This window comes from Thauera sp. 27, from assembly GCF_000310125.2.
Taxonomy (GTDB): Bacteria; Pseudomonadota; Gammaproteobacteria; order Burkholderiales; family Rhodocyclaceae; genus Thauera; species Thauera mechernichensis.
Window position 1 is genome coordinate 41,206 of record NZ_AMXB01000026.1, and the last position, 20,872, is coordinate 62,077.

At 66.2% G+C, this 20,872-nt stretch carries 17 protein-coding genes; 8 read left to right on the forward strand and 9 right to left on the reverse strand.

Going from position 1 to position 20,872, the window contains the following annotated elements; translation table 11 throughout:
• Positions 1-64: 64 nt before the first annotated feature.
• The 8 genes from cobN to B447_RS14365 all read left to right on the forward strand — a co-directional run bounded on the left by cobN (position 65) and on the right by B447_RS14365 (position 8,988).
• Positions 65-4,102 (forward strand): cobaltochelatase subunit CobN, encoded by a 4,038-nt coding sequence (gene cobN / locus B447_RS14330; RefSeq protein WP_002941676.1) that lies wholly within the window; start codon positions 65-67, stop codon positions 4,100-4,102.
• Positions 4,099-6,198 (forward strand): TonB-dependent receptor plug domain-containing protein, encoded by a 2,100-nt coding sequence (locus tag B447_RS14335; protein WP_002941678.1) that lies wholly within the window; start codon positions 4,099-4,101, stop codon positions 6,196-6,198. The genes cobN and B447_RS14335 overlap by 4 nt, the downstream gene beginning before the upstream one ends.
• 58 nt (positions 6,199-6,256) lie before the next feature.
• Positions 6,257-6,817: a MotA/TolQ/ExbB proton channel family protein gene (locus tag B447_RS14340; protein ID WP_002929626.1), complete on the forward strand. Its 561-nt coding sequence runs from the start codon at positions 6,257-6,259 to the stop codon at positions 6,815-6,817.
• Positions 6,814-7,125: a DUF2149 domain-containing protein gene (locus B447_RS14345; protein WP_002929629.1), complete on the forward strand. Its 312-nt coding sequence runs from the start codon at positions 6,814-6,816 to the stop codon at positions 7,123-7,125. Before B447_RS14340 ends, B447_RS14345 begins: the two co-directional genes overlap by 4 nt.
• A gap of 77 nt (positions 7,126-7,202) precedes the next feature.
• Positions 7,203-7,487 carry a hypothetical protein gene (locus B447_RS14350; RefSeq protein ID WP_002929630.1) on the forward strand — a complete coding sequence of 95 codons (285 nt, stop codon included), beginning with the start codon at positions 7,203-7,205 and terminating at the stop codon, positions 7,485-7,487.
• A 42-nt stretch (positions 7,488-7,529) separates the two neighbouring features.
• On the forward strand, positions 7,530-8,141 hold the full coding sequence (rpsD, locus tag B447_RS14355; RefSeq protein ID WP_002941680.1) for a 30S ribosomal protein S4: 612 nt from the start codon (positions 7,530-7,532) through the stop codon (positions 8,139-8,141).
• Positions 8,138-8,440, forward strand: coding sequence for a hypothetical protein (locus B447_RS14360; protein ID WP_002929632.1), 303 nt, complete (start codon positions 8,138-8,140; stop codon positions 8,438-8,440). Before rpsD ends, B447_RS14360 begins: the two co-directional genes overlap by 4 nt.
• A gap of 170 nt (positions 8,441-8,610) precedes the next feature.
• Positions 8,611-8,988, forward strand: coding sequence for a DUF6746 family protein (locus B447_RS14365; RefSeq protein WP_232431637.1), 378 nt, complete (start codon positions 8,611-8,613; stop codon positions 8,986-8,988).
• A gap of 82 nt (positions 8,989-9,070) precedes the next feature.
• Here B447_RS14365 and B447_RS14370 read toward each other — a convergent pair whose 3' ends face one another.
• The 9 genes from B447_RS14370 to B447_RS14410 form a co-directional block, all read right to left on the reverse strand.
• Positions 9,071-9,526 carry a DUF6746 family protein gene (locus tag B447_RS14370; protein ID WP_002941682.1) on the reverse strand — a complete coding sequence of 152 codons (456 nt, stop codon included), beginning with the start codon at positions 9,524-9,526 and terminating at the stop codon, positions 9,071-9,073.
• Entirely contained in the window at positions 9,526-10,770 is a 1,245-nt protein-coding gene (locus B447_RS14375; protein WP_232431638.1) for a sulfite reductase subunit alpha, read from the reverse strand. Before B447_RS14375 ends, B447_RS14370 begins: the two co-directional genes overlap by 1 nt.
• Before the next feature lie 184 nt (positions 10,771-10,954).
• The gene (locus tag B447_RS14380) at positions 10,955-11,785 is read right to left on the reverse strand and encodes a DUF4198 domain-containing protein (RefSeq protein WP_002929637.1); all 831 of its coding nucleotides are present in this window, start codon (positions 11,783-11,785) and stop codon (positions 10,955-10,957) included.
• 50 nt (positions 11,786-11,835) lie between these two features.
• Entirely contained in the window at positions 11,836-12,360 is a 525-nt protein-coding gene (locus tag B447_RS14385) for a DUF2271 domain-containing protein (protein WP_002929647.1), read from the reverse strand.
• Between the two features lie 24 nt (positions 12,361-12,384).
• Entirely contained in the window at positions 12,385-13,047 is a 663-nt protein-coding gene (locus B447_RS14390; protein ID WP_083491465.1) for a PepSY-associated TM helix domain-containing protein, read from the reverse strand.
• 56 nt (positions 13,048-13,103) lie between these two features.
• Positions 13,104-15,299 carry a TonB-dependent receptor domain-containing protein gene (locus tag B447_RS14395; protein ID WP_002941688.1) on the reverse strand — a complete coding sequence of 732 codons (2,196 nt, stop codon included), beginning with the start codon at positions 15,297-15,299 and terminating at the stop codon, positions 13,104-13,106.
• A 188-nt stretch (positions 15,300-15,487) separates the two neighbouring features.
• Positions 15,488-16,663 (reverse strand): DUF1513 domain-containing protein, encoded by a 1,176-nt coding sequence (locus B447_RS14400; RefSeq protein WP_002941691.1) that lies wholly within the window; start codon positions 16,661-16,663, stop codon positions 15,488-15,490.
• An 86-nt stretch (positions 16,664-16,749) separates the two neighbouring features.
• Complete coding sequence (locus B447_RS14405; RefSeq protein ID WP_002941693.1) at positions 16,750-19,077, reverse strand: TonB-dependent receptor; 2,328 nt, start codon at positions 19,075-19,077, stop codon at positions 16,750-16,752.
• Positions 19,078-19,428: 351 nt separating this feature from the next.
• Positions 19,429-20,802 (reverse strand): efflux transporter outer membrane subunit, encoded by a 1,374-nt coding sequence (locus B447_RS14410; RefSeq protein WP_002941695.1) that lies wholly within the window; start codon positions 20,800-20,802, stop codon positions 19,429-19,431.
• Positions 20,803-20,872 lie beyond the last annotated feature (70 nt).

A 20,872-nucleotide genomic window follows, 5' to 3' on the forward strand; every position in this document is an offset into this window, starting at 1 on the left:
GCCGCCTGCCCGTTGTTGCGTCCCGCGTTCCTGCGGGGCGCTTGTCGAACCCACGATGCCTTCCATGAACAGTTCCACTCCGGTCGAATCCGTCTCGCATGCGCCAGCCCGTGCACCCTGGCGTCATCTAATCTTCGTCTGTGTGCTGCTCGTGCTTGCCGCCGCGTTGGCGATCGCCCTCCAGCCGCAGCCCCGTGCTGGGCGGGTTGCTGTGATCAGCAGCGACTTCGTGCTCGGTGGCAAGTTCGTCGCGCTGCGCGCCCTGGCCGACACGGCCGGGGTGGATCTTGCCGTGGTCAATGTCGACCGTGACGCCGCGGATGCGGTCGAGGCTGCCCTGCGCGGCGTGAGGCTGGCCGTGCTGGACGCGCCGCGCGAGGAGGACGGCCGACGCATGCGCGAACAGGTCGTGCCCGTGCTCGAACGCCTCGCTGTGCCCTGGATGCTGTCGTCGGCACGTGGCGTACAGGTGGGCGGCGGGTTGGAGCCTGCGGCCGGTGAGGCCTTGTACGCCTATTACCGCAACGGCAGCCAGCGCAATTTTGCCGGCTTCTTCGCCCATGTCCGCCATCACCTCTTCGGCGAAACCGCCGTCGCGGTGCCGGCCCCGGTGGTGTTCCCGGACACCGGCATCTACCACCCGGATCACCCTGATCTCGTGGTCGGCGATCTTGCCGCCTACCGCCAGTGGCTGGGCGAAGAGCGCGCTCGGCGCAGCCCGGCGGTCGGCATCGTCGTCCACCAGGCCTATATCGGCAACATGGGCATGGGGCACATCGACGAGCTGGTGCGCATGCTGGAAGCGCGGGGGGCGCTGCCGGTGGTGTTCTACCACCCGCTGACGGCGCCGAGCGGCGCGCTCGACATCGTGATGGACGAAGGGCGAGCGGCGGTGGATGTGCTGCTCAACTTCCAGGTCATGTACCAGGGCAGCCGGCGCGAGGACTACGCCAGGCTGGACGTCCCGGTGCTGCAGGCGATGACCTGGCGCGAGGGCGACGCCGCCCACTGGCGTGCGAGTGCCGAAGGGGTGCCCGGCGGTGCCGTGCCCTTCCTGCTCGCGATTCCGGAGCAGGCTGGCCTGAGCGACCCGCTGATGGTCGCCGCGATCGAGGACGAGCGTGCCGTGCTGATCCCCGAGCAGGCGAACGCCCTGGTGGATAAGGCGTACCGCATTGCCCGCCTGCGCGCGAAGGCGAATGCGGACAAGCGTGTGGCGCTGATGTTCTACAACTACCCGCTCGGCGAGCGTAACCTGTCGGCCTCGTTCCTGAACGTACCGCGCAGTCTTGCCCGCCTGTCCGAGGCCCTGCAGGGCGCGGGCTACACCGTGCCGCCCGCCGAGGAACAAGCGCTCATCGACAGCGCAGCCCGTCTGCTCGCACCTTTCTACCGCGAGGGCAGGCTCGACGCCCTGCTGGCCGACAACCTCGCGGCGGCCTTGCCCCTTGCCGACTATCTTGCCTGGTTCGATGGCCTGCCTGCGCATGTCCGCGAGCGCATCAACAAGCACTGGGGGCCGCCCGAGAACGACCCGATGCTGGTCGGTGCGGGTGACACGCGCAGCTTCGCGATCCCGCGCCTGCAGCTTGGCAACCTGGTGATCATGCCGCAGCCGCCGCGCGGCCGCATCGACGAGCCGCCCGAGAAGGCGATCTACCACGACACCAAGGTGCCGCTGACCCACTTCTACCTTGCCGCCTACCTCTATGCGCGCACCGCCTTCGATGCCGACGCGCTGATCCACTTCGGCACCCACGGCAGCCAGGAGTGGACGCCGGGCAAGGAGCGCGGCCTGTCCATCCATGACGACCCCTACCTGGTGCTGGGCGACCTGCCGGTGATCTATCCCTACATCGTCGACAACATCGGCGAGGCCACCCAGGCGAAGCGGCGTGGCAGGGCGACCATCATCAGCCACCAGACGCCCTCGTTCGCACCGGCCGGTCTGCATGCGCAGCTGATGCCGCTGCACGACCTGCTGCACGAGTACGAGCTGCTCGACGTCGGCGCAGTCAAGGATCGCACCATGGCTGCCATCGTCGATGAGGCGGCACGCCTGACCCTGATCGAGGACATCGGCTGGACGGCCGAGCGCGCACGCGCAGACTTTCGCCCCTTCGAGCGCGAGCTGCACGACTGGCTGCACACGCTGGCGCAGACCGCACAGCCGCTCGGCCTGCACACCTTCGGCGAGGCGCCGCGCTTCGAGCATCGCGTCGGCACGGTGATGCAGATGCTCGGCGAACGGCTGTACGCGAGCCTCGGCCTGGCCGAGCCGGACGAGCTGTTCGTGGAGGACTACAAGGCGCTGCCCGAGTCTGCCCCCTACCGCCTGCTCGCCGGCGCGTTCGCGACCGAGCCTGCGGCGGATGAAGACGCGCTGCTGAGCGAGGGGCGCGCCTACTTTGACGCACTTGCCGCAGCCGGCGAGCACGCCGGTCTGCTCAAGGCGCTCGACGGCCGCTTCATCGACACCCAGTACGGCGGCGACCCGATCAGGAACCCCGAGAGCCTGCCCACCGGGCGCAACCTCTACGGCTTCGACCCCTCGCGCATCCCGACCGAGCAGGCCTGGCTCGCCGGCGCTGACGCTTTCGCCCAGCTGCTCGAAGCGCACCGGGCGGAGCACGGCACGCCGTTGCGCAAGGCGGCGTTCTCGCTCTGGTCGGTCGAGGCGATGCGCCACCTCGGCGTGCTCGAGGCCCAGGTCTTCCACGCCCTCGGCGTGCGCCCGGTGTGGGACCGCTTCGGCCGCATCAGCGACGTGGAGGTCATCCCGCGCGAGGAACTCGGCCGTGCGCGGGTGGATGTGGTCGTGTCCGCCACCGGCCTCTATCGCGATCACTTCCCGACCGTCATGACGCTCATCGCGCGTGCGGTCGAGCGCGTGGCGGAGCTCGACGAGCCCGACAACGCCGTACGCGCGAACGCGCTGGAGATCGAGCGCTCCCTCATCGAGCAGGGCTTCACCGCCGAGGACGCGCGCCTGCACGCGCTGACGCGCATCTTCTCGAGCGAGAGCGGCGCCTACGGCACCGGCCTGGATGACGCTACGCTCGCATCCGACACCTGGGACGACGAGGGCAAGCTTGCCGATCTCTATCTGGAGCGGATGCAGTACGCCTATGGTCCGGACCCCTCGCGCTGGGGCGAGCGCGTGCGTGCGCCCGGCAATCGGGAGGCGGCTGGCGGCGCGGTAGGCAAGGGCGGCGCGGCAGGCAAGGGCGGCTTCAACCTCTATGCCGAGCACCTGAAGGGAACCGAGGCGGCCGTGCTCGCGCGCTCGTCCAACCTCTACGGCATGCTCACCACCGACGATCCCTTCCAGTACCTGGGCGGCATCGGCCTCGCCGTCCGCCGCCTCGACGGGCGCACGCCCGGGCTCTATATCAGCAACCTGCGCGAGCAGGGCAAGACCCGGGTCGAAGGCGCAGGGCGCTTCCTGGCGGCGGAGCTGCGTGCGCGCTACTTCCATCCGCAGTGGGTGGAGGCGATGCAGCAGGAGGGTTATGCCGGCACGCTGGCGGTCGTCGATACGGTCAACAACTTCTGGGGCTGGACCGCCGTGGCGCCTGAGATCGTCCGCGACGACCAGTGGCAGCAGTTCTTCGAGGTCTATGTCGAGGACTCGCTCGAGCTGGGCATGGAAGAGTGGTTCGAGCGCCACAACCCCACCGCCCGTGCCCAGGTCGCAGAGCGCATGCTCGAGGCCGCGCGCAAGGAGTACTGGAGCACCGACGAGGCCACGCTGAAGCGGCTCGTCGAGATCTATGCCGACGCGGTCGAGCGACTCGACTACCAGCCGGTCAGCAGCAAGGTGGACGCCTATGCCCGCTCGCTCGCGGCCGGCTTCGGGCTGGAATCGAGCACGGCACCTGCGCAGGATGCGGCGGCGACCCCGACCCCGAACGCGGCCGAGGCAGAGCCGCAGCAAGTGACCGGACAGGTGCTTGAGCAGGTCGCACCTGATGCGGCCGCCGACATGCCGGCGCCCTGGCTGGAGCTTTTGCTTGCGCTGCTGACCCTGGGCGCCTTCTTCGCGGGTACGCTGAGCCAGTCGCGCCGGCAGCCGGGCGTCATGCCTGGTACGCGCGCATGATGCGGGCGCGTGCGCACCTTGGGTCGCTGCTTGCGGCGCTTGCCGCCGGCTTGCCGGTGGGCGCCCTGGCGGACACCGAGCTGAAGGCGATCGAGGTCGAGGCCGTGCTCGATGCGGTCGCCGAGCAGCGCTATGCGGCGGGCCAGAAAGTGGTCTTCGACCGCGAGGACATCGCCAGCCTGGGCGGGCTGTCGGTGTCCGAGGTGTTGCGCAAGCTGCCCGGACTGGAGCGCGGTGCGGATGGCATGGAAGGCGCCTCGGCCTCGGCGCGCGGGATGGCGCGCGATTCGGTGCTCATCCTCGTCAATGGCGAGCGCCCCACGGCGAGCGGGCGGCACGCGCTTACCGTGGTCGGCCGGCTGCCCGCTGGCGAACTCGAGCGGGTCGAACTGGTGCGCGGCGGCTCGGCCGAGTTCGGCGTTACCGCCGAGGTGGTGGTGAACCTTGTCGTGCGTGCGCCGCAGGCCAAGCCGAGCCGCTCGCTGAAGGCCACCGTGGGCCTGCGCGGCGACGAACCCAACCTGCAGTTGACCGGCAGCGTCGAAGGCGGGGTGGCCGAGCGTGCGTGGACCCTGCCGCTGACGTTCAACCGCCACCGCATGCCGGTCGACCAGCAGCGCATGCGCGGCGATCCGGCCGGCGTCGTGGCCGATGAGCGGACGCTGGGCAGCTACCGTGTCGATGAACTGATCCTGTCGCCACGCCTGTCCTTGAAGGACGGCGAACGACGTCTGACTGTGTGGCCAAGCCTCTATCTCAACAACGGCTGGCGGCGCCAGCAGCTCAGCGCCGGCGGCGTCGATACCCGCGTCGACCGCGAGCGCAGCGACATGCGCATCGCGCGCCTGCGCGCCGACGCCAGCATGCCGCTGGCGTCCGTCGATGGCCGGCTCGGGCTGCGGCTTGCGGTGATGGACGGCGACCGTCGGACGGACACCCGTCGCCTGCCTGCCGTGGGCACGGCCGCAGTCGAGGCGCTCGAGCGCAGCGAGCGCGAACTCACCGGGTCGGCTCGGCTCGACAGGGCAGTGGGGGCCCACCTGCTGACCTGGGCGCTCGAGGGCGCGGTGCTCAGCCGGAAGGATGCACAGGAGGCGGGATCGGATACGGCGTTTGCGCTGCGCCGTCATGACTTGCGTGAAACAAGCGCGGCGGCCTGGTTTCAGGACGAATGGACCTTCGGCGGCGCCGACGGCGACACGTTTACGCTCACCAGCGGCCTGCGCGTGGACGGCCTGCGCCAGCGTTCGGGCGGCGCGCAGCGGCATACCGAGGCGGTGTCGCCCTCGCTCGCATTGCGTTGGGCGTTCGCGCCGGCCTGGGTGCTGCGCACCAGCGTCGGAAGTGGCTTGCGCGCGCCCAAGCTGGACGAGCTCAGTCCGGTCGTCACCCGTAGTGCGGGCGTCAATACGCCACTCGAACCCGACCTGGGCGGGCGGCCGGGCCTGGCTGCGGAGCGTATCCAGCGCTTCGAGATCGGTGTCGAGCGCTATCTCGGCGGCGAGCGCAGCGTGCTTGGGGCCAACGCCTACTTCCGTCGCACTGCGGACTTCATCGAGCGCACGTTGGCCGACGAGGCTGGACGCTGGGTCGAGCGCCCCGCCAACGTCGGCGATGCGCGCCATTGGGGCGTCGAGCTCAGCGTGCGCCTGGACAGCGCCGCCCTCGCTGGCATCTTGCCGGCCGGCGGCAGCCTGCGCGCAACCCATACCCTGCCGCGGGCCGAGGTCGACGACGCCCGGCTGGGCGTCCGGCGTATCGCCAATGACACGCCCCGCCATGTCTCCAGCCTTGGCTATGAACACGCGCCTTCGGGTGCGGCCCTGCGCTATGGCGTCCAACTCCGCCACACGGGGCCGGTACGCACGGCGCGGGCCAGCGAACTGCAGGGGACGAACCGCAGTGGCACGCGCATCGACGTCCACGTCACCCGGCAGCTCGTTCCTGGGGTTGATCTGCGCCTGGCCGGGGAGAGCCTGCTCGGTGCGCGCGATCGCCTTGCACGTGTGGCGCGCGATGACGACCGTCGCTGGCAGCTGTCCGGCAGTGATGGCGGCGACAGGACCTGGCTGCTGACCCTGGAGGGGAAGTGGTAGCAGCCACTGCCCCGGCACATTCACGACCACCAACCCATTCACCTTCCAAGGAGGACACATGTCCCTTTCCCAACTGATCGAAACCGCCATGTACGGACTCAGTCAGCTCTTCATGCTGCCTGTGCTGCTGCTCGTGACCGTGCTGTTCTTCTACGCCTTCCACGCCCTCGGCCGCTTCCTCATGCAGGCGCGCCAGCGCCGTCGCGGCGACCCGCGTGCGCAGGAACTCCATGCCGCGCTGCGCCTGGATCCCAGCCTGGGGGTGACCGATCTGGAAGCAATCGCCGTGCACCGGCTCGAGACCCTGCGCATCGCCACCCGCGTCGGGCCGATGCTCGGCCTGGTCGCAACCATGATCCCCATGGGGCCGGCCTTGATGGCACTCTCCGATGGGCAACTCCAGGAGGTCAGCCGCAACCTGATGATCGCCTTCTCAGCGGTGATCCTCGCGCTGATCGCCTCTGCGATTACCTACTGGGTCGTCAGCGTGCGCCGCCGCTGGCTGGCGACCGAGCTGGCCGATATCGAGAAGCGGGGCTGCCGCGCTGCTGCGCACGAACAGGGCGGTGCGCCATACGATGATCCGCTCGCCCCGCTGGCCGCGGAGGGTGTGCAATGAGCCTGCGCCTGATGGACGACCTCGAGGCCGACGACCCCATCCTGTCGGTGGTCAATCTGATCGACGTGTTCCTGGTGATCATCGCCGCGCTGCTGCTGGCGATCGCAAGCAACCCGATGAACCCTTTCACAACCGATGACGTCACCATCATCAGGAACCCCGGGCAGCCGAACATGGAGATGATCGTCAAGAAGGGCGAGGTCATCGAGCACTACCAGGCCAGTGGCGAGATCGGCTCGGGAGAGGGCGCCAAGGCTGGGGTCGCCTACCGCATGAAGGATGGCTCCTTCGTCTATGTTCCGGAGTAGTCCATCAAGGGCAAGAAAGGCTTGACTTTCTGCGGATAGTAATAATAATGAGAACTGTTCGCAGAAAGGAGTTCGTCATGTCTCTTCAGGTCTCGACCGAACAGCTCAGGCTGATCTCCGGCCTCATCTCACACGTGGCCCGCTACCTGGACAGTGGCTGTCCTCGTGCGGCGCACGAGGCGGGCATGTTGCTGCGCGAGCTCGACGCGCGTCCGATCGACCAGGAGCTGAACCGCTCATGCGAACAACTCGAACAGGCCATCGCGAACAGCCAGCCGCCCCGAGCGCTGCGTTCCAGCGCAGTCGCACGCGACGCGGTCTCGATTTCGAAGCTGCCTCAATCGCACTTTTCGCACGCCTGAGGCGTGCTGCACAGACTCACGGAACAACAGAAGGAGAACGACTTGTCACGTTATACCGGCCCCCGCCTGAAGGTGATGCGCGCACTGGGCTGCGAGCTTCCCGGCCTGTCGCGCAAGCCGCTGGGGGAACGCAACTACCCGCCAGGCCAGCACGGCCAGCGCCCAAAGCGCAAGTCGGAGTTCGGCTCGCAACTGATCGAGAAGCAGAAGCTGCGTTTCAACTATGGCCTGGGCGAGCGCCAGATCCAGCGCCTGTTCCGTGAAGCCAAGCGCGACAAGGCGCCCACGGGCGAGAAGCTGCTCGAACTGCTCGAGCGCCGCCTGGATAATTTCGTGTTCCGCGCCGGCTTTGCGCCGACCGCCGTCGCCGCTCGGCAGCTGGTGCGGCACAAGCATGTCCTGCTCAATGGCCGGTTGGTGAACATCCCGTCGATCCGCATTCGTCCGGGTGACCGCATCACGCTCACCGAGCGTGCACGCAAGATTCCGGTGGTCGTCGAGGCGCTCGCCGAGCCGGCGCTCAGCCGTCCCGAATGGCTGGCGTTCGACGAGGCCTCGCTGAGCGCGCAGGTCATGCGGACGCCTTCGGCCGACGAGGTGCCGTTCCCGGTCGAGGTGCAGCAAGTCGTCGAATACTACGCGGTGCGCCTGTGACTCCCGAGCGCCGTGCCGCGGAACCCTTGGCGCACACCGGGTGTGCAGAGGGGCCGGATTACGGTCACTCGCCCGACCTCGCGCTCGCCGCGGTCCTGCAGTTGCTGTCGCGTTTCCCGGCGCGGCGCTCGCCCGCAGTGGCGCGTGCCATCGCCGCACACCTGGCGCTCATCGGTGGCGACACGCGCATGCCCGAAAGCGTGCGCGAGTGCGCCGCAAGGCTGGTGTCCGACTGGCGCGCCTATGAGGTGCTGGGCGAGTCGTGGAGCGCAGCCGAGTGTCCGGGACACCTGCAATAACGGCCCGCACGGCGACAAGCTGACACCACGGAGTATTTCATGAGCAAGAAGTGCTGCAGGAAAGACAAGCCCTGCAAAGGCTGCCCTCGCAAGGGCAAGTGAAATCCGTTCGAACGTCTTCGCGTAGCCGTGGCCACGCGAAGAGTGCATTTACTCAGAAGGGCAACACCATGAAAAAAATGATCCTCGCTGCTGTTCTCACCCTCGGTACGCTGGCGACCCCGGCGTGGGCATCCGGCCCGGGGGAGAAGTACGCACACTTCGAAGCCAAGCCGTCAGAGACCCTTGACCAGGCAGTCGCGAACTTTTCGGAATACAACACCAAGCTGCAGGCCATCCTCGACGGCGCCGTCAGCGACGGCGATATGGCCGACGTGCACCAGCTGACCTATACGCTGGAGGCTGCGCTTGCCAAGATGAACGAGGAGATGGGCAAGCTTGCCGAGACGCTCGAGGAAGTGCATCAGGCGTCCGAGAAGCTCGACCGCGAGGGCGTCATCAAGCATGGCAAGGCCTACCTGGAGACTTCGCGCAAGGTCGTGAAGTAGCTTTGCGCCAAGCACCGTCCTCAACTGAAGAGGGGGGTGCTTGCAGGTTTGCGCGAGACTCGTTGTTCGTCAAACGTGCTGATCAGGGTGAGACGATCTTGTCGATCCCTTCCAGATATGCCGTGCCGAAGTCGATGACCGCATCGCGCTTGAGCCCCTCGCTCGCGAAGTGCATGTCAGCGACGGTGTTGTGTAATTGCTTGACCTCTTCGGCGATACGCGCCAGCGAATCCTCAAGTGTGTAGCTAAGGCTGTGGATATCGTGAATGTCGTATTCGCCGACCTCGCCGGCCAGCAGTGCTCTGAGCTTTGCATTGGCTTCGCGCAGGTTGGCCATGGTCTGTGCGATGGATTCGGCCTGTTGCGCCTGATAGTGCGAGACCCTGTTCGCCGGCGCAGCGTCATTGGCGAGGGCAGCGGATGAGACAACGGTCAGGGCGCCGAGGGTGATTGAGGCCAGTGTTTGCTTGATCATGCTTGGTGTTTCCAGAACGGGGTTGATGAAGAAGGAAGGCAGGGCGATGCCTTGATGCGGCATCAGTAAATGTCGCGGCGGTAGCGGCCCTCGATGGCCAGTTGCGCGATGGTGTCGGCGCCGAGGATTGTCCGCAGGGCCTCATCCACGGCCGGGCCCATGCCCACCGCGTTGCCGCAGACGTAGATCGCGGCGCCGCCACTCACCCATTCGCGTACCGTGTCCGCAGCACGCAATAGCCGGTCCTGCACGTATTCGCGTGCCGGCAGGTCGCGCGAAAACACGCGATCGCAACGCGCGAGCAGGTCGCGGCCCTGTAGATCGTCGAGTTCGGAACCGTGAAAGTCGTCGCAGGCGGCGTTGCGTTCGCCGAAGACCAGCCAATTGCGGCCGTCGCCGTTGCGTGCGCGCTGGCGCAGGTGGGCTAGCAGTCCCGCAAGTCCAGTGCCGTTGCCAATCAGTAGCAGTGGGCGTGAGCTGTTGTCACCGATGCGGAAGTTCTGATGGCTGCGGATGCGTCCGCGTACCATCGTGCCAACCGCGTCCGGTGCTGTGAGGCGCGAGGACATGACGCCCGGCTTCGAGTCGGCGCCGATCACGCGGCGCACGAGCAGATGTACAGCCCCATCCTCCGGCAGGGAGGCGATCGAGTAGTCTCGCGGGTAAGCATCGCCATCAGCTGGGTAGAGCTGCAGCAAGTCGCCGGCCTCCCAGTTCGGTGCCTCGGCGCTTGCATCGTCGGCGAGCGCCTCGAGTTCGACATGATGGACGGCGGCCCCCGCACTTCCCGGATTGAGCAGCGTGCTGCGACGGATCCGCCAGGGGCGGGTTGCCGGCAACCGGAGCGCATCCAGTTCGGCAATGCCGACAAAGGCCGCCAGCTGATGGCGCCAGGCCCGCAGCGCCTCTGTGTTGGCGCGATCCACCTCGATACGCGGAAAGATACGCCGAGCGCCACGGCTTTCCAGCCAAGCGTCGAGCCTGCGGCCGAAGCCGCAATAGTGGTTGTAGCTGCGATCGCCCAGTGCCAGCAGGCCATACTGCAGGTCAAGCGGGAGTTCTGCCGTTTCGTCCCCGGCGGTCTCGCGCATCAGGGTGTCGGCGAAGCGGGCAGCGTTGTCGGGCGCATCACCCTCGCCGCAGGTGCTGACGATGAACAGGGCCGATGAAAAGGACTCGAGCAGACGTTTGTCGATCTGGTCCAGCGCGAGCAAGGTCGCCTGCGCCCCCGCGCTACCCAGTGCCTGAACGGCCTCGTCGGCAAGTTCGGCAGCAAAGCCGCTTTGGCTGGCGTAGGCGATAAGCACGCCATCGGCAGCTGTGGCCGTTACTGTTCTGCCTGCACGCCGGCGATACTGACGCCAGCTTTGCAGGCAGAGCACCGCATATGCGGCAAGGACCCCAGCTGCGGCGCCTAGGCGGGGCAGCTCGAGCGCGATCATCCCTTGTGCAGTCCGCTCGTGAGTTGCCGAACCGGGCTCGTGCCAAGCTTCATTGTGCGAGCACTTCCAGTGTCGCAACGTAGGAAAGGCGTCGCTCGGTGTTCTGCATGGTATCGCTTTGGCCGTCGACCGTCGTCTTCAGGTAATACATTCCCGGTGCAGGCCAGGTGTGAGTGATCCTGCCTTGTGCATCGGTCACCAGCTTCTGTTTTTCCAGCTGGTCGCGATAGCGCGTGCCGCCGGCCATGATCTCGACCTCGATGTTCGCTGCAGGCTTACCATCGATGACGAAAGCGAGCGTTGCCGGGTCGCCGGCATAGAGATCATTCGGGTGGGTCACGGGCAGCAACTCGAGACCGCGTCCGCTTGGCTTGAGCTCGCTTGGACGTCCCACCGTGATGAAGGTCTCGATGCGGCTGTTGCCCTCGCGGATGACAAGCTCTTCGGCATTGGCCGGAACGCTGGCCGCCAGATCCTCGTGACTGCCGCGCCAGCGCTTGGTCTCACCATTTTCTTTCCAGCTCGCCATGAGGCTCGCATTGACCAGTGCGATACGATAGGTGCCAGCGGCCTGCAGGTTGGCGTCGAAAACGGTACGCAACTGGCCCTGAAGGAGGTTCTCCGGCTGCACGGTGCTGCCGTCCGGTGCGCTGATGACGAGGTTGTCGCGGACCATCATCGGACGGTAGTTGAAAAAGAACAGGTCGTTGGAGACCGCGCCGTCGATAGTGACGTAGCCCGTGCTCGACAGTACCGTTGAAGAGGGCAGCAGCCAGGCCTCGTGCGCATGCGCAAGCGGTGCGCTCAGGGTGGCCGGCAGGACTGCGAGCGACAGACTCAGGCGTACGAGTCGGTGGCGGAGGGCGTTCTTGAGTGACATCAGGGGCCTCGTGACGTTATGCATGGGTTGGTGGCGCGGGGGCAAGGTGCTCAGGGCTTGAGCTGTACTACGACCGACGTGATCTCATGCTCGCCGTGCGCTTCGGTGCGAGTGGCTACAGTGGGTGGCCATGTCAGTGGCAGCGTGATCACTTCTCGGCCGCCGTGTTCGCGCGATGCCTCCACCACCAGGCGGTAATCGCCTGCAGCAAGCGTGCCCAGAGGTTCTTGGCCAGTGGTGAAGCTCAGGGTGTGCTTGCCCGGGTGGCGCGTGGCGCTGGTGATGCCGTCGATCGGCACTTCGAGCTCGCGGCCGCTGCGCCGCCACCACAGCCGCATGTCCTTGAGCCATTTCGCGCCTTCGCCGTTGCGCATCTTGACGTCGTACCAGACGGCTAGATTGGCGGCGACGCTATTGTCCGGGCGCTCGATCCAGGCGGCGACGTAGGGACGGCGGTAGTCCGACACATCGATGCGCGGCAGTTCGATCTCGACGTCGATTCCCCCAGCAGTTGCGGAAGTGGCCAGGCCGGTGCCGAAGGCGAGGGCAGCGGCCATGATCAGGGGCTTGTGCATTTCAGCTCCAGTAGGTTGGGCAGGTCAATGAATGAACAACAGGGCCAGCAGTACGGGCAGCACCACGCCGAAACCGACCGTTGGCCACACCGCCGGCCGGTTGGCTGCATGCGCTTGCAGGATCAGCAGTCCGGTGAGCGAGAACAGCACGCAGGCCACAGCGAAGATGTCGATGAACCAGCGCCAGGCTTCGCCCGTGTTGCGACCCTTGTGAAGGTCGTTGAGCCAAGCGATCCAGCCGCGATCGGTAAGTTCGTACTCGGCCTCGCCGGCCTCGAGGTCCAGGCGCAACCAGGCATCGCCACCGGGGCGGGGCAGGGCGAGATAAATCTCCCCCTCGGACCACTCGGCTGCGCCGCTGGGTAGACGCACGTCGAGTGCGTGTCCGACCCAGGCCACTGCATCCGCCGGCAGCGACTGTCCTGCGGACGGCGGACTGGCGGCAACCAGTCGCAAGGTTTCGACCAGTGCCGTGGGCATGGCCTCCACCCGCGTCTCGATGCGTGGCTTCGACTCTATCGCACCGGCATGGTTGAGCGTGATGCCGGTGACGGCAAACATCAGCATCCCGAACAGGGAAACGGCGGAGCTGATCCAGTGCCACTGGTGGAGGGCGCGCAGCCACCACGCTCGGCGCTCGGCTGGCGAGGGCCTCGACGGATGGGCTGTTGCGGTTGTGTCGTGCATTGGCGTTGCCGTGAGCGGGAGAGGCGGCGTGGCGCCTCTCCCGTGGTGCTGTGGACTCAGAAGTCGACGGTCGCGGAGACCCACAGCATCCTGCCGCTCGGCACACTACCCTTGGTTGCCTGCATGGAGCTGAAGTAGTCCCCCGTCACGACGGGGTTGCCGGCCGTGTTTGTGTAGACCTGGGTGTTGCGGAAGTCCTTGTCGAACAGGTTGAAGATGTTGGCGTTGAGCGTCACACCCTTCGAGTACTTGTAGCTGCCGCCCAGATGGAACAGGGTGTAGTCCTTGATGTACTCGCCCGTCACCGCGTATTCACGCAGTGAGTTGCCGGTCAGGAAGCGTGGATCCTTGTCGAAGCGGCGGCTCTTGCCTCGGTACTCGCCACGCAGCCACAGGTTGAGCTTGTCCGTGGCGGACCATTGCAGCTGGGCGTTTGCCATGTGTTCGGCCGTGTCGCTAAGTTTGCCGACCTTCTCTCCGTCCTGGATCAGCTCGCTGTCTGTCCAGGTGTAGTTCATGCTGAGGGCCCATCGCGCTGCCAGCGCAACGCGGCCGTTGAGTTCGATGCCCCATGTCTTCGCCTTGTCCTGGTTGAGGGCGTAGGTTGCGGTTGGGTTGGCCGCGCAACTGGAAATGGGGTCGATGGCGCAGTCACCGGCGCCGCTGACGATCTTGTCGCGGATGTCGTTCCTGAACACGGTCATGCCGGCACTGCTGCCCTGCCGGTTGTCATACAGGAAGCCCACTTCCGTGCTGACGCTCTTCTCGGGCTGGAGGTTCGGGTTGCCGATGTTGATGGTCAGGCCCTGGCCACTGATGCCATTGACGCCATCGATGAGCTGGTTCACGTTGGGCGCCTTGAAACCGGTGCTGACCCCACCCTTGACCGTCCAGCTGTCGCTGGCGGTCCATACGAGATAGGCGCGTGGGCTCAACTGGTTGCCGAAACGTTCGTGGTCATCGTGACGCAGGCCAAAGGTCGCCACCAGCGACTGGGTGATGCTCCATTCGTCTTCCGCAAACAGCGACCACATGGTCTGGTCGTGGCGTTTGCGGAGCAATCCGTCCTCGAGCTCGGCCTTCCACCACTGCCCGCCAACAGTCAGTACGTTGGCCTCGCCGAGTGCGGTCACCAGCTTGGTATCGAACAAGGTGTTCGTGGTTTCGAGTTTGCGATCCTTGCCGATGTCGGGACTGCCCGCACTTCTTGCGTCGGTCGGGATGGTACGTCCTTGGGTCTCCACGACGGTGCGCGTCAGACTGGATTCAAGTACGCCGAAATCCAGCCGGGTGGTGTGGCCGATCGCGATCTGATCCTGATTGAAGCGGAGGTAGTCACGGTAGCCGAAGGACTGCGCGACGGTCGCTCCTGTGGCGCAGTTGAGGCGGTCGATACGGCCGAGACGGCAGTCATCGTTGTTGTACCAGGTCCGGTTCTGCTCCAGGTCCAGCCAGATGTCGTTGTCCTTGTCTGGGGTAAGCATGAAGCGGGCCCCGAGGTTGTACTGTCGGCTCTGCGGCGTTGCCGGGTCGCGACCACCCGCGGCGCCCAGAGCGGCTGCGGGACGCAACCTTTCGGCCTCTCCCCGGCGGTAGATGCTGCCACGTACTGCCACACCCAGCACATCGTGCTGGATGGGGCCATTGGCGTAGATGTTCAGGCGCTGGGCGTCGGAGTCGCCACCGTCCTGCGGCAGCCCCATCTCCACGCCCACGGTACCGTTCCAGGTCTGAGCAACCTTGCGGGTGATGATGTTGACGACACCGCCCATGGCATCGGCGCCGTAAAGGGTTGCCATGGGGCCACGGATCACCTCGATGCGTTCGATGGCGGAGAGTGGTGGCATGAAGCTGGTAAGCGCATCGCCGAAGCCGTTGGGTGCGACGTCAGCTGCCACGCTCTGGCGCCGACCATCGATCAGGATGAGGGTGTACTCCGAGGGCAAGCCGCGAATGCTGATGTTCAGGCCGCCGGTCTTGCCCGTTGCGCCGCGGACGTCGACCCCTTCGATATCGCTCAGGGCTTCGGCCAGGTCACGGAATTGCTTGCTTTCCAGGGCCTCGCGCGTCACGACCGAGATGGATGCGGGGGCTGTTCGCACCTCCTGCTCGAAGCCAGAGGCAGAAACGACCACTGCGCCGAGTTGGCGTGCCTCCTGTGCAGCAGTCGGGAGGGACAAGGCGAGCAGTAATGCGGCTGAACATGGGCGCAGCGCTGGAATGCGCGCGCGCTGATTGTTGGCGTAGGCCATCGAGGTGAATTCCTTTGAGTGGGTTGCATGCAGGAGGCTTGGCTGGCTTCCTGCGCGCACGGCCTCAAGGGGGTGCACAGGTGGCTGGCTACATGTAATCAATAATGATAACTGATATCATTTGTAAGAATCAAGTTGTTACTGCTTTGCCTTGCCCTTGAGCAGGGCTCGCCCGCCACCTGTTGTCGTCAGGCCTCCGAGAGCAGGATCCAGTGGTTGTCCAGTGCCATAGGTTCGGGCCAGGGCAGCAGATTCGCTTGTGCGCTCGGGTGCCAGCGGGCCAGTCCGTAGGCGGTCGACACCAGGACGCCTCCGCCATCGGCGGGGCCATGCCAGCCGCTGAGGGCGTAGGATGCCTTGAGCTGTACGATGGGTCGCATGCGCTCGGGTAGCCCGGGATGCCACAGGTTGGTAACGTCGGCCTGGTGGCTGGAGAGTGCGAAACCGTCATGGAGTGCCGGGGCGATGTCGCCGGCGTAGCCGATACCATCGTTCTCCTGGGTGGGGATGCTCAGGTGCTCGCCATCGAACACGGCCAGGATTGGCGCGCGACGGCGGTCGGCCTCGAGGTCGTGCTCAGCCTGCATTGCGATTCCGAGCAGGGCGTCGCCTTCCTGCGGCGGTCGGCTCCACGCCATGTGACGCAGGCTAAGCCGCGGGTCGTCGACACGCCACTGGCCGAGCAGGGCACCGTTGGCGGTGTCGATGCGCACCAGCGACGCGTCCATGCGATGGATATCGAACTTCTTGTCCTCCAAGCTGCGCGGGATGCCGCCATTGGCGACGAAGAGGTGACCCTGGCCGTCGAGCAGCAACTGGTGCGGGTCAAGGCCATGGGTGTCCCATTCTGCAAGCTTGCGCAGGCTGCGGCGGTCGCGCACGCCAATCTTGCCCTTGCCGCTGCTGAAGTCGGTTTCGGTGGTGTACAGGTGTTCGCCGTTGGCCGAGACGATGACATGGCCGCCAAGGCGGCACATGCCTTCTTCCTGAACGTCGATCTGCTGGACGACATTGCCCTGTGCGTCGCAGCGTAGCAGCCAGGTGCCGGGGCGCGCGCTGCAGACCAGCAGTCCGCCGTCGGGCTCCGCCATCAGGCCGTGTGGCCGGCTCGGCAGAGCGAGCTTATAGCCGAAACCGAGCGTGCGTGCTTCCCAGTCCGCAACCAGGGTGCCGGCGAAGTTCTGGTCGTCCGCGCGCGGCCCACGCCAGGCTGCACCCACTACCGCGCGGGCGCCTTCCGGTGCGGCCAGGGCCCAGCGTGGCAGCGCGGTGCCGGCGATGCCAGCCGTGAGCGCCTGCAGTGCGCGGCGACGGGAAATGCGAATGGATCGAGGTGCAGGGTGCGATGGTGCTTCGGTGTGCATGAACGGCTCCGCAGGCTTGCCTGTTGAACGGGAACGGCCGGGCGGCGCAGTGACGCGTCGCCCGGCCGGATGAAACACGATGAGGTTCAGAAGTCGTAGTTCAGGGTCACGCGGGCATTGCGTGCGTCACCCTTGTAAAGGAAGGAGCCCGACTGGTAGGCCGCCGTGTAGTAGTCCTTGTTGGTCACGTTGCCGACATTCAGGCGCACATCCATGTTCTTGTTGATGCGGTAGTTGGCGAACAGGTCGAGTACCGTGTAGGCGGGAATCGGCTGCGTGTACTGCCCAGTCGTTGCGTTGAAACTGGCTGCGGTGTCCGGCTGGCCGGCGTACTTCTCGCTCTCGTACTTGGCTGCGCCGCCGAACGAGAACTTGTCCGTCGCCTGGTACTTGAGCTGGACGTGGGCGCTGGTGTCGGCGAAGTTGCTGAGCGTCTTGCCGACGCGGGACGGCGTGGCCGATTTCAGCACCTCGGCCTCCATGATCGCGATACCGGCCTGTGCGGTCAGCTTGTCGGTGATCATGCCGGTGAGGCCGAGTTCGATGCCGCGGACGCGGTTTTCGGACGAATTGAAGGTGCCGGTTGCCGTGTAGCCGTTGCCTTCCATGACGTCGGTCTTGGTGATCTGGAATACGGCAGCGGTTGCCAGCAGCTTCTCGCCCATCAGGTTCCACTTCGTGCCGAGCTCGATGAGTTCGGTCTTCTCGGGCTTGGCCGCGCCCGGGATGAAGCCGCCGTAGCCGGCGTTGGTGCCAACGTCCGACTCGCCGCCGTTGATGTCGCTAGCGGTGGAGTAGCTGGCATACACATTGGCGTCCGGACGGAACTTGTAGGTCAGGCCGATGTGGCCGTTCCACAGCGAGTCAGTCAGGTTGTATGGCGTGCGCACCAGGGTCGTCGTGTTCTGGATCGTCTGGCTGTAGTCGTAGCGGTCCCAGCGCAGGCCGGCAAAGGCGGTCCACTTGTCATTGAGGTCGACCGTGTCCATGAGCGATAGCGAGACGGTCTTGACGTTCCAGTCCTGGTCCCACGGGCCGCGCGTGATGCTGCGGTTCATCAGCGTATTGACGCCATTGACGGTGCTGCCGTCCGGGTTGGTGACGCACCAGTTGTTGTTGGTCGTCGAGGTATTGCCGGTGATGCAGTTCTGCCCCGAATTGGCGATGCGATAGACGCCGTTGAGCACCTTGTGGTCCGAATACTCGAGGCCGAAGATGAATTCGTGCTTGAGCCCGCCGATGACGCGGTCCAGGTGCAGGTTGGTCTGGTTGACGAAGTAGTCGACCTCTTGCCAGCCCTGGTGCGTGCTGAGCGAGATCGTCGAAGCCCCGGCGCGGGGGTCATTGGCGCCGAAGGTGGCAGCACGCGCGCCGGTGACGACATAGCCGTTGTCGGCCATGCCCAGGCGGGTGAGGTTCGTGATGCGGGTGTCCTGGTCGAACTTGTACCGCACGCGGGCGGTGAAGGTGTCGACATCGGAACTCAGGAAGTCCTGCTGCTGGGCGTACACCGGCACGTTCTTCGCTGGCTTGCGGTTGGGCACGGTGCCTTGCAGGAAGCTGCCCATGTCGGGGTTGTCTTCCGCGCGCATTCCGTAGTAGTCGAGCGTGAGGTCGAGTTTGTCGGTGGGCGTCCAGAAGCCCGACAGTGCAACGCCCTTGCGGTCGCGGTCGGTCGGGGCGCGGTCGGGTACTTCCTGGTAGCCGTAGAGCAGGTTGGCACGCAGGGCGAAGTCCTCGGTCACCACCTGGTTGGTGTCCAGCGTAAGGCGGGTGTACTTGTCGGTGCCGAACCCGGTCGACAGGCGGGTGTAGGTGTAGTCGGTGGTGGCCTGCTTGGTGACCGAGTTCACCGCGCCGCCGGAGGTGCCGCGGCCGGCAAAGCTCGAGTTGGGGCCCTTGGAGATCTCGACCTGCTCGGTGGCGAAGCTTTCGCGGATCGTCATGCCGGGGTCGCGCAGACCGTCCACGAAGACGTCGCTGCGTGCCTCCTGGCCGCGGATGATGTAGCGGTCGCCGAAGGCGTTGCCGTTCTCGCCTGTGCCCAGCGTGATGCCGGGCTGGGCGTCGAGAATCTCGCGCAGGTCGGTGTAGCCGGAGTCCTCGATCTGTGCCTTGGTCAGGACCTGGATGTTCTGTGCCGTCTCGGCGAGCGGACGCTTGTGGCGTTCGTCACCCGAGTACTTGGCCTTGTAGGGGACGCCTGGTTCCGCGTTGGGGTTTGCTTCGAGCGCAGTATCGACGACACGTACGGTCTGCAGGCTGGCCTCTTCGGCGTTCGCCTGCGCTTGTGCTTGAGCGAGAGCGCTTGCCGGCGCCAGCATGAAGCTGGACAGGCCGACGGCGATTGCGGTGACGATGGGACGTTTGCGCAGCGAGTTAGGGCGCAAGGCCTGCGATTGCTTCAATGACATCGGGTCTTCCTGATCACGGTTGGTCGATACATCCGGGGGTGATCAGCCCGTGCTTGGTGGTTCGGCAGCGCGTGCTCCAGGCAACAGCATGCTGCCCCCGCCTGCCGCGTCGGGGGCGCTAGGGGGGCCTGCATCGTGTTGCGACGGGAGACGTGCGGATCTCCAGGTCAAGCTGACTCGGGCTGGCTTGGCTGGCTGATCCGCACGGGCGGAGTGGCTGGCTGGCTTAGGCGATACCTGCCGCGACGTGCAGACGCGGGCCCGCAGCGGGTATCACGATCTGCTGTTGCAGATGCTTACCATTCTCGGTCTATGGGTCTGTCGTGTCAATAAGACTGCGAACAATTCGTATTAAGGGGCTGCGTTGCGCCATCCGCCGCCCAGTGCTCTGTACATGCCGACAGCATTGCTCAGCCGCGCCAGCTGCAGTTGGGCGAGCTGGTCCTGGGCTGAGAACAGGGAGCGCTGGGCGTCGAGCACGGTGAGCAGGCCGTCGGCGCCTTCGCGGTAACGCAGCTCGGCCAGGCGCAGGCTGCGCTCGGCCTCGGCGAGGATCTCGCGCTGGACAGCTTCCTGGTTGGCATCGCGTGCGCTGTCCGCGAGGGCATCCTCCACTTCCTTGAGGGCGACGAGAAGGGTGCGGCGGTGGGTTTCGAGCAGCTCGCGCTGGCGTGAGCGCTGCAGTTCGACCTCGGTGCGCAGGCGGCCGCCATCGAAGATCTTCTGCACCACGCTAGCGGAAAGCGACAGCGTGCGCGTGGTGTCGGCGAGCGAGAGCAGGGCGGCGCTGCCGATGCCTGCGCCTGCCGACAGACTGATGCTGGGCAGCAGGGCTGCGCGTGCTGCGGCGATGTTGGCGGCCGCGGCCTCGAGCCGAGCTTCGCTGGCGGCGATGTCCGGGCGGCGCAGTAGCAGGTCCGAGGGCAGGCCGGCGCTGACATGTGGCACGTGCAGGGAATGCAGCCGTACGTCGGCCGCGACGCTGGCTTGCGGACTGCGTCCGAGCAGGATGGCAAGCGCGCTGCGCGTCTGGCGCAGCTGCACTTCCAGCGGTTCGATCGCCTTGCGCTGGTTGAGTACGGTGCTGCGCTGCTGGCTCAGCTCCAGCGCGGAGGCCGCGCCGTTGTCGTAGCGGGCCTGCACGACACGCAAGACGCGCTCGGCGATGTCGAGGTTCCGGCGCGCGATGTCGATGCGCTCCTGCAGCGTGAGCACCTGGAACCAGGTGGTGGCCACGCTCGCACTCATCGACAGGCGGGCGGCATCGTAGTCATGGCGGGTGGCGACCAGGCTGGCGCGGCTGGCATCGGCCCCGGCGGCGATGCGGCCCCAGAGATCGAGTTCGTAGCTGGCGCCGAGGCTCAGGTCGGTGGAGCCGGACTCCCTGCCGTCGACGTTGCGTGTGCCGCTGCCGCCGCTCAGGTTGAGCGCCGGAAAGAGCGAGGCGCCGGCCTGGCGCAGCGCAAGCTCGGCCTGCACGACGCGCTCGGCCTGGATGCGCAGGTCGGGGGCGGCGGACATCGCCTCGGTAATGAGCGCATCCAGCTCGGGAGCACCGAAGTCATGCCACCAGTCGGTGGCGACAGCGTCGCCGCTTTCTGTAGCGCGCTCAGACCATGCGCCCGGTACGGAGAGCGTCGGGCGGGCGATCGGTTCGGTGATCGCGCAACCGGTCGCGAACAGGGCGGCAATGAGGAGAAGAAGGCTGCGTCGGGTGGGCTGCATGGGGGCGCTAACGGGGTTGGCCGCAGGCTGGCCTGCGGTGTCGAGGCGGGAGTGCGTAAGGCGGCGAGGG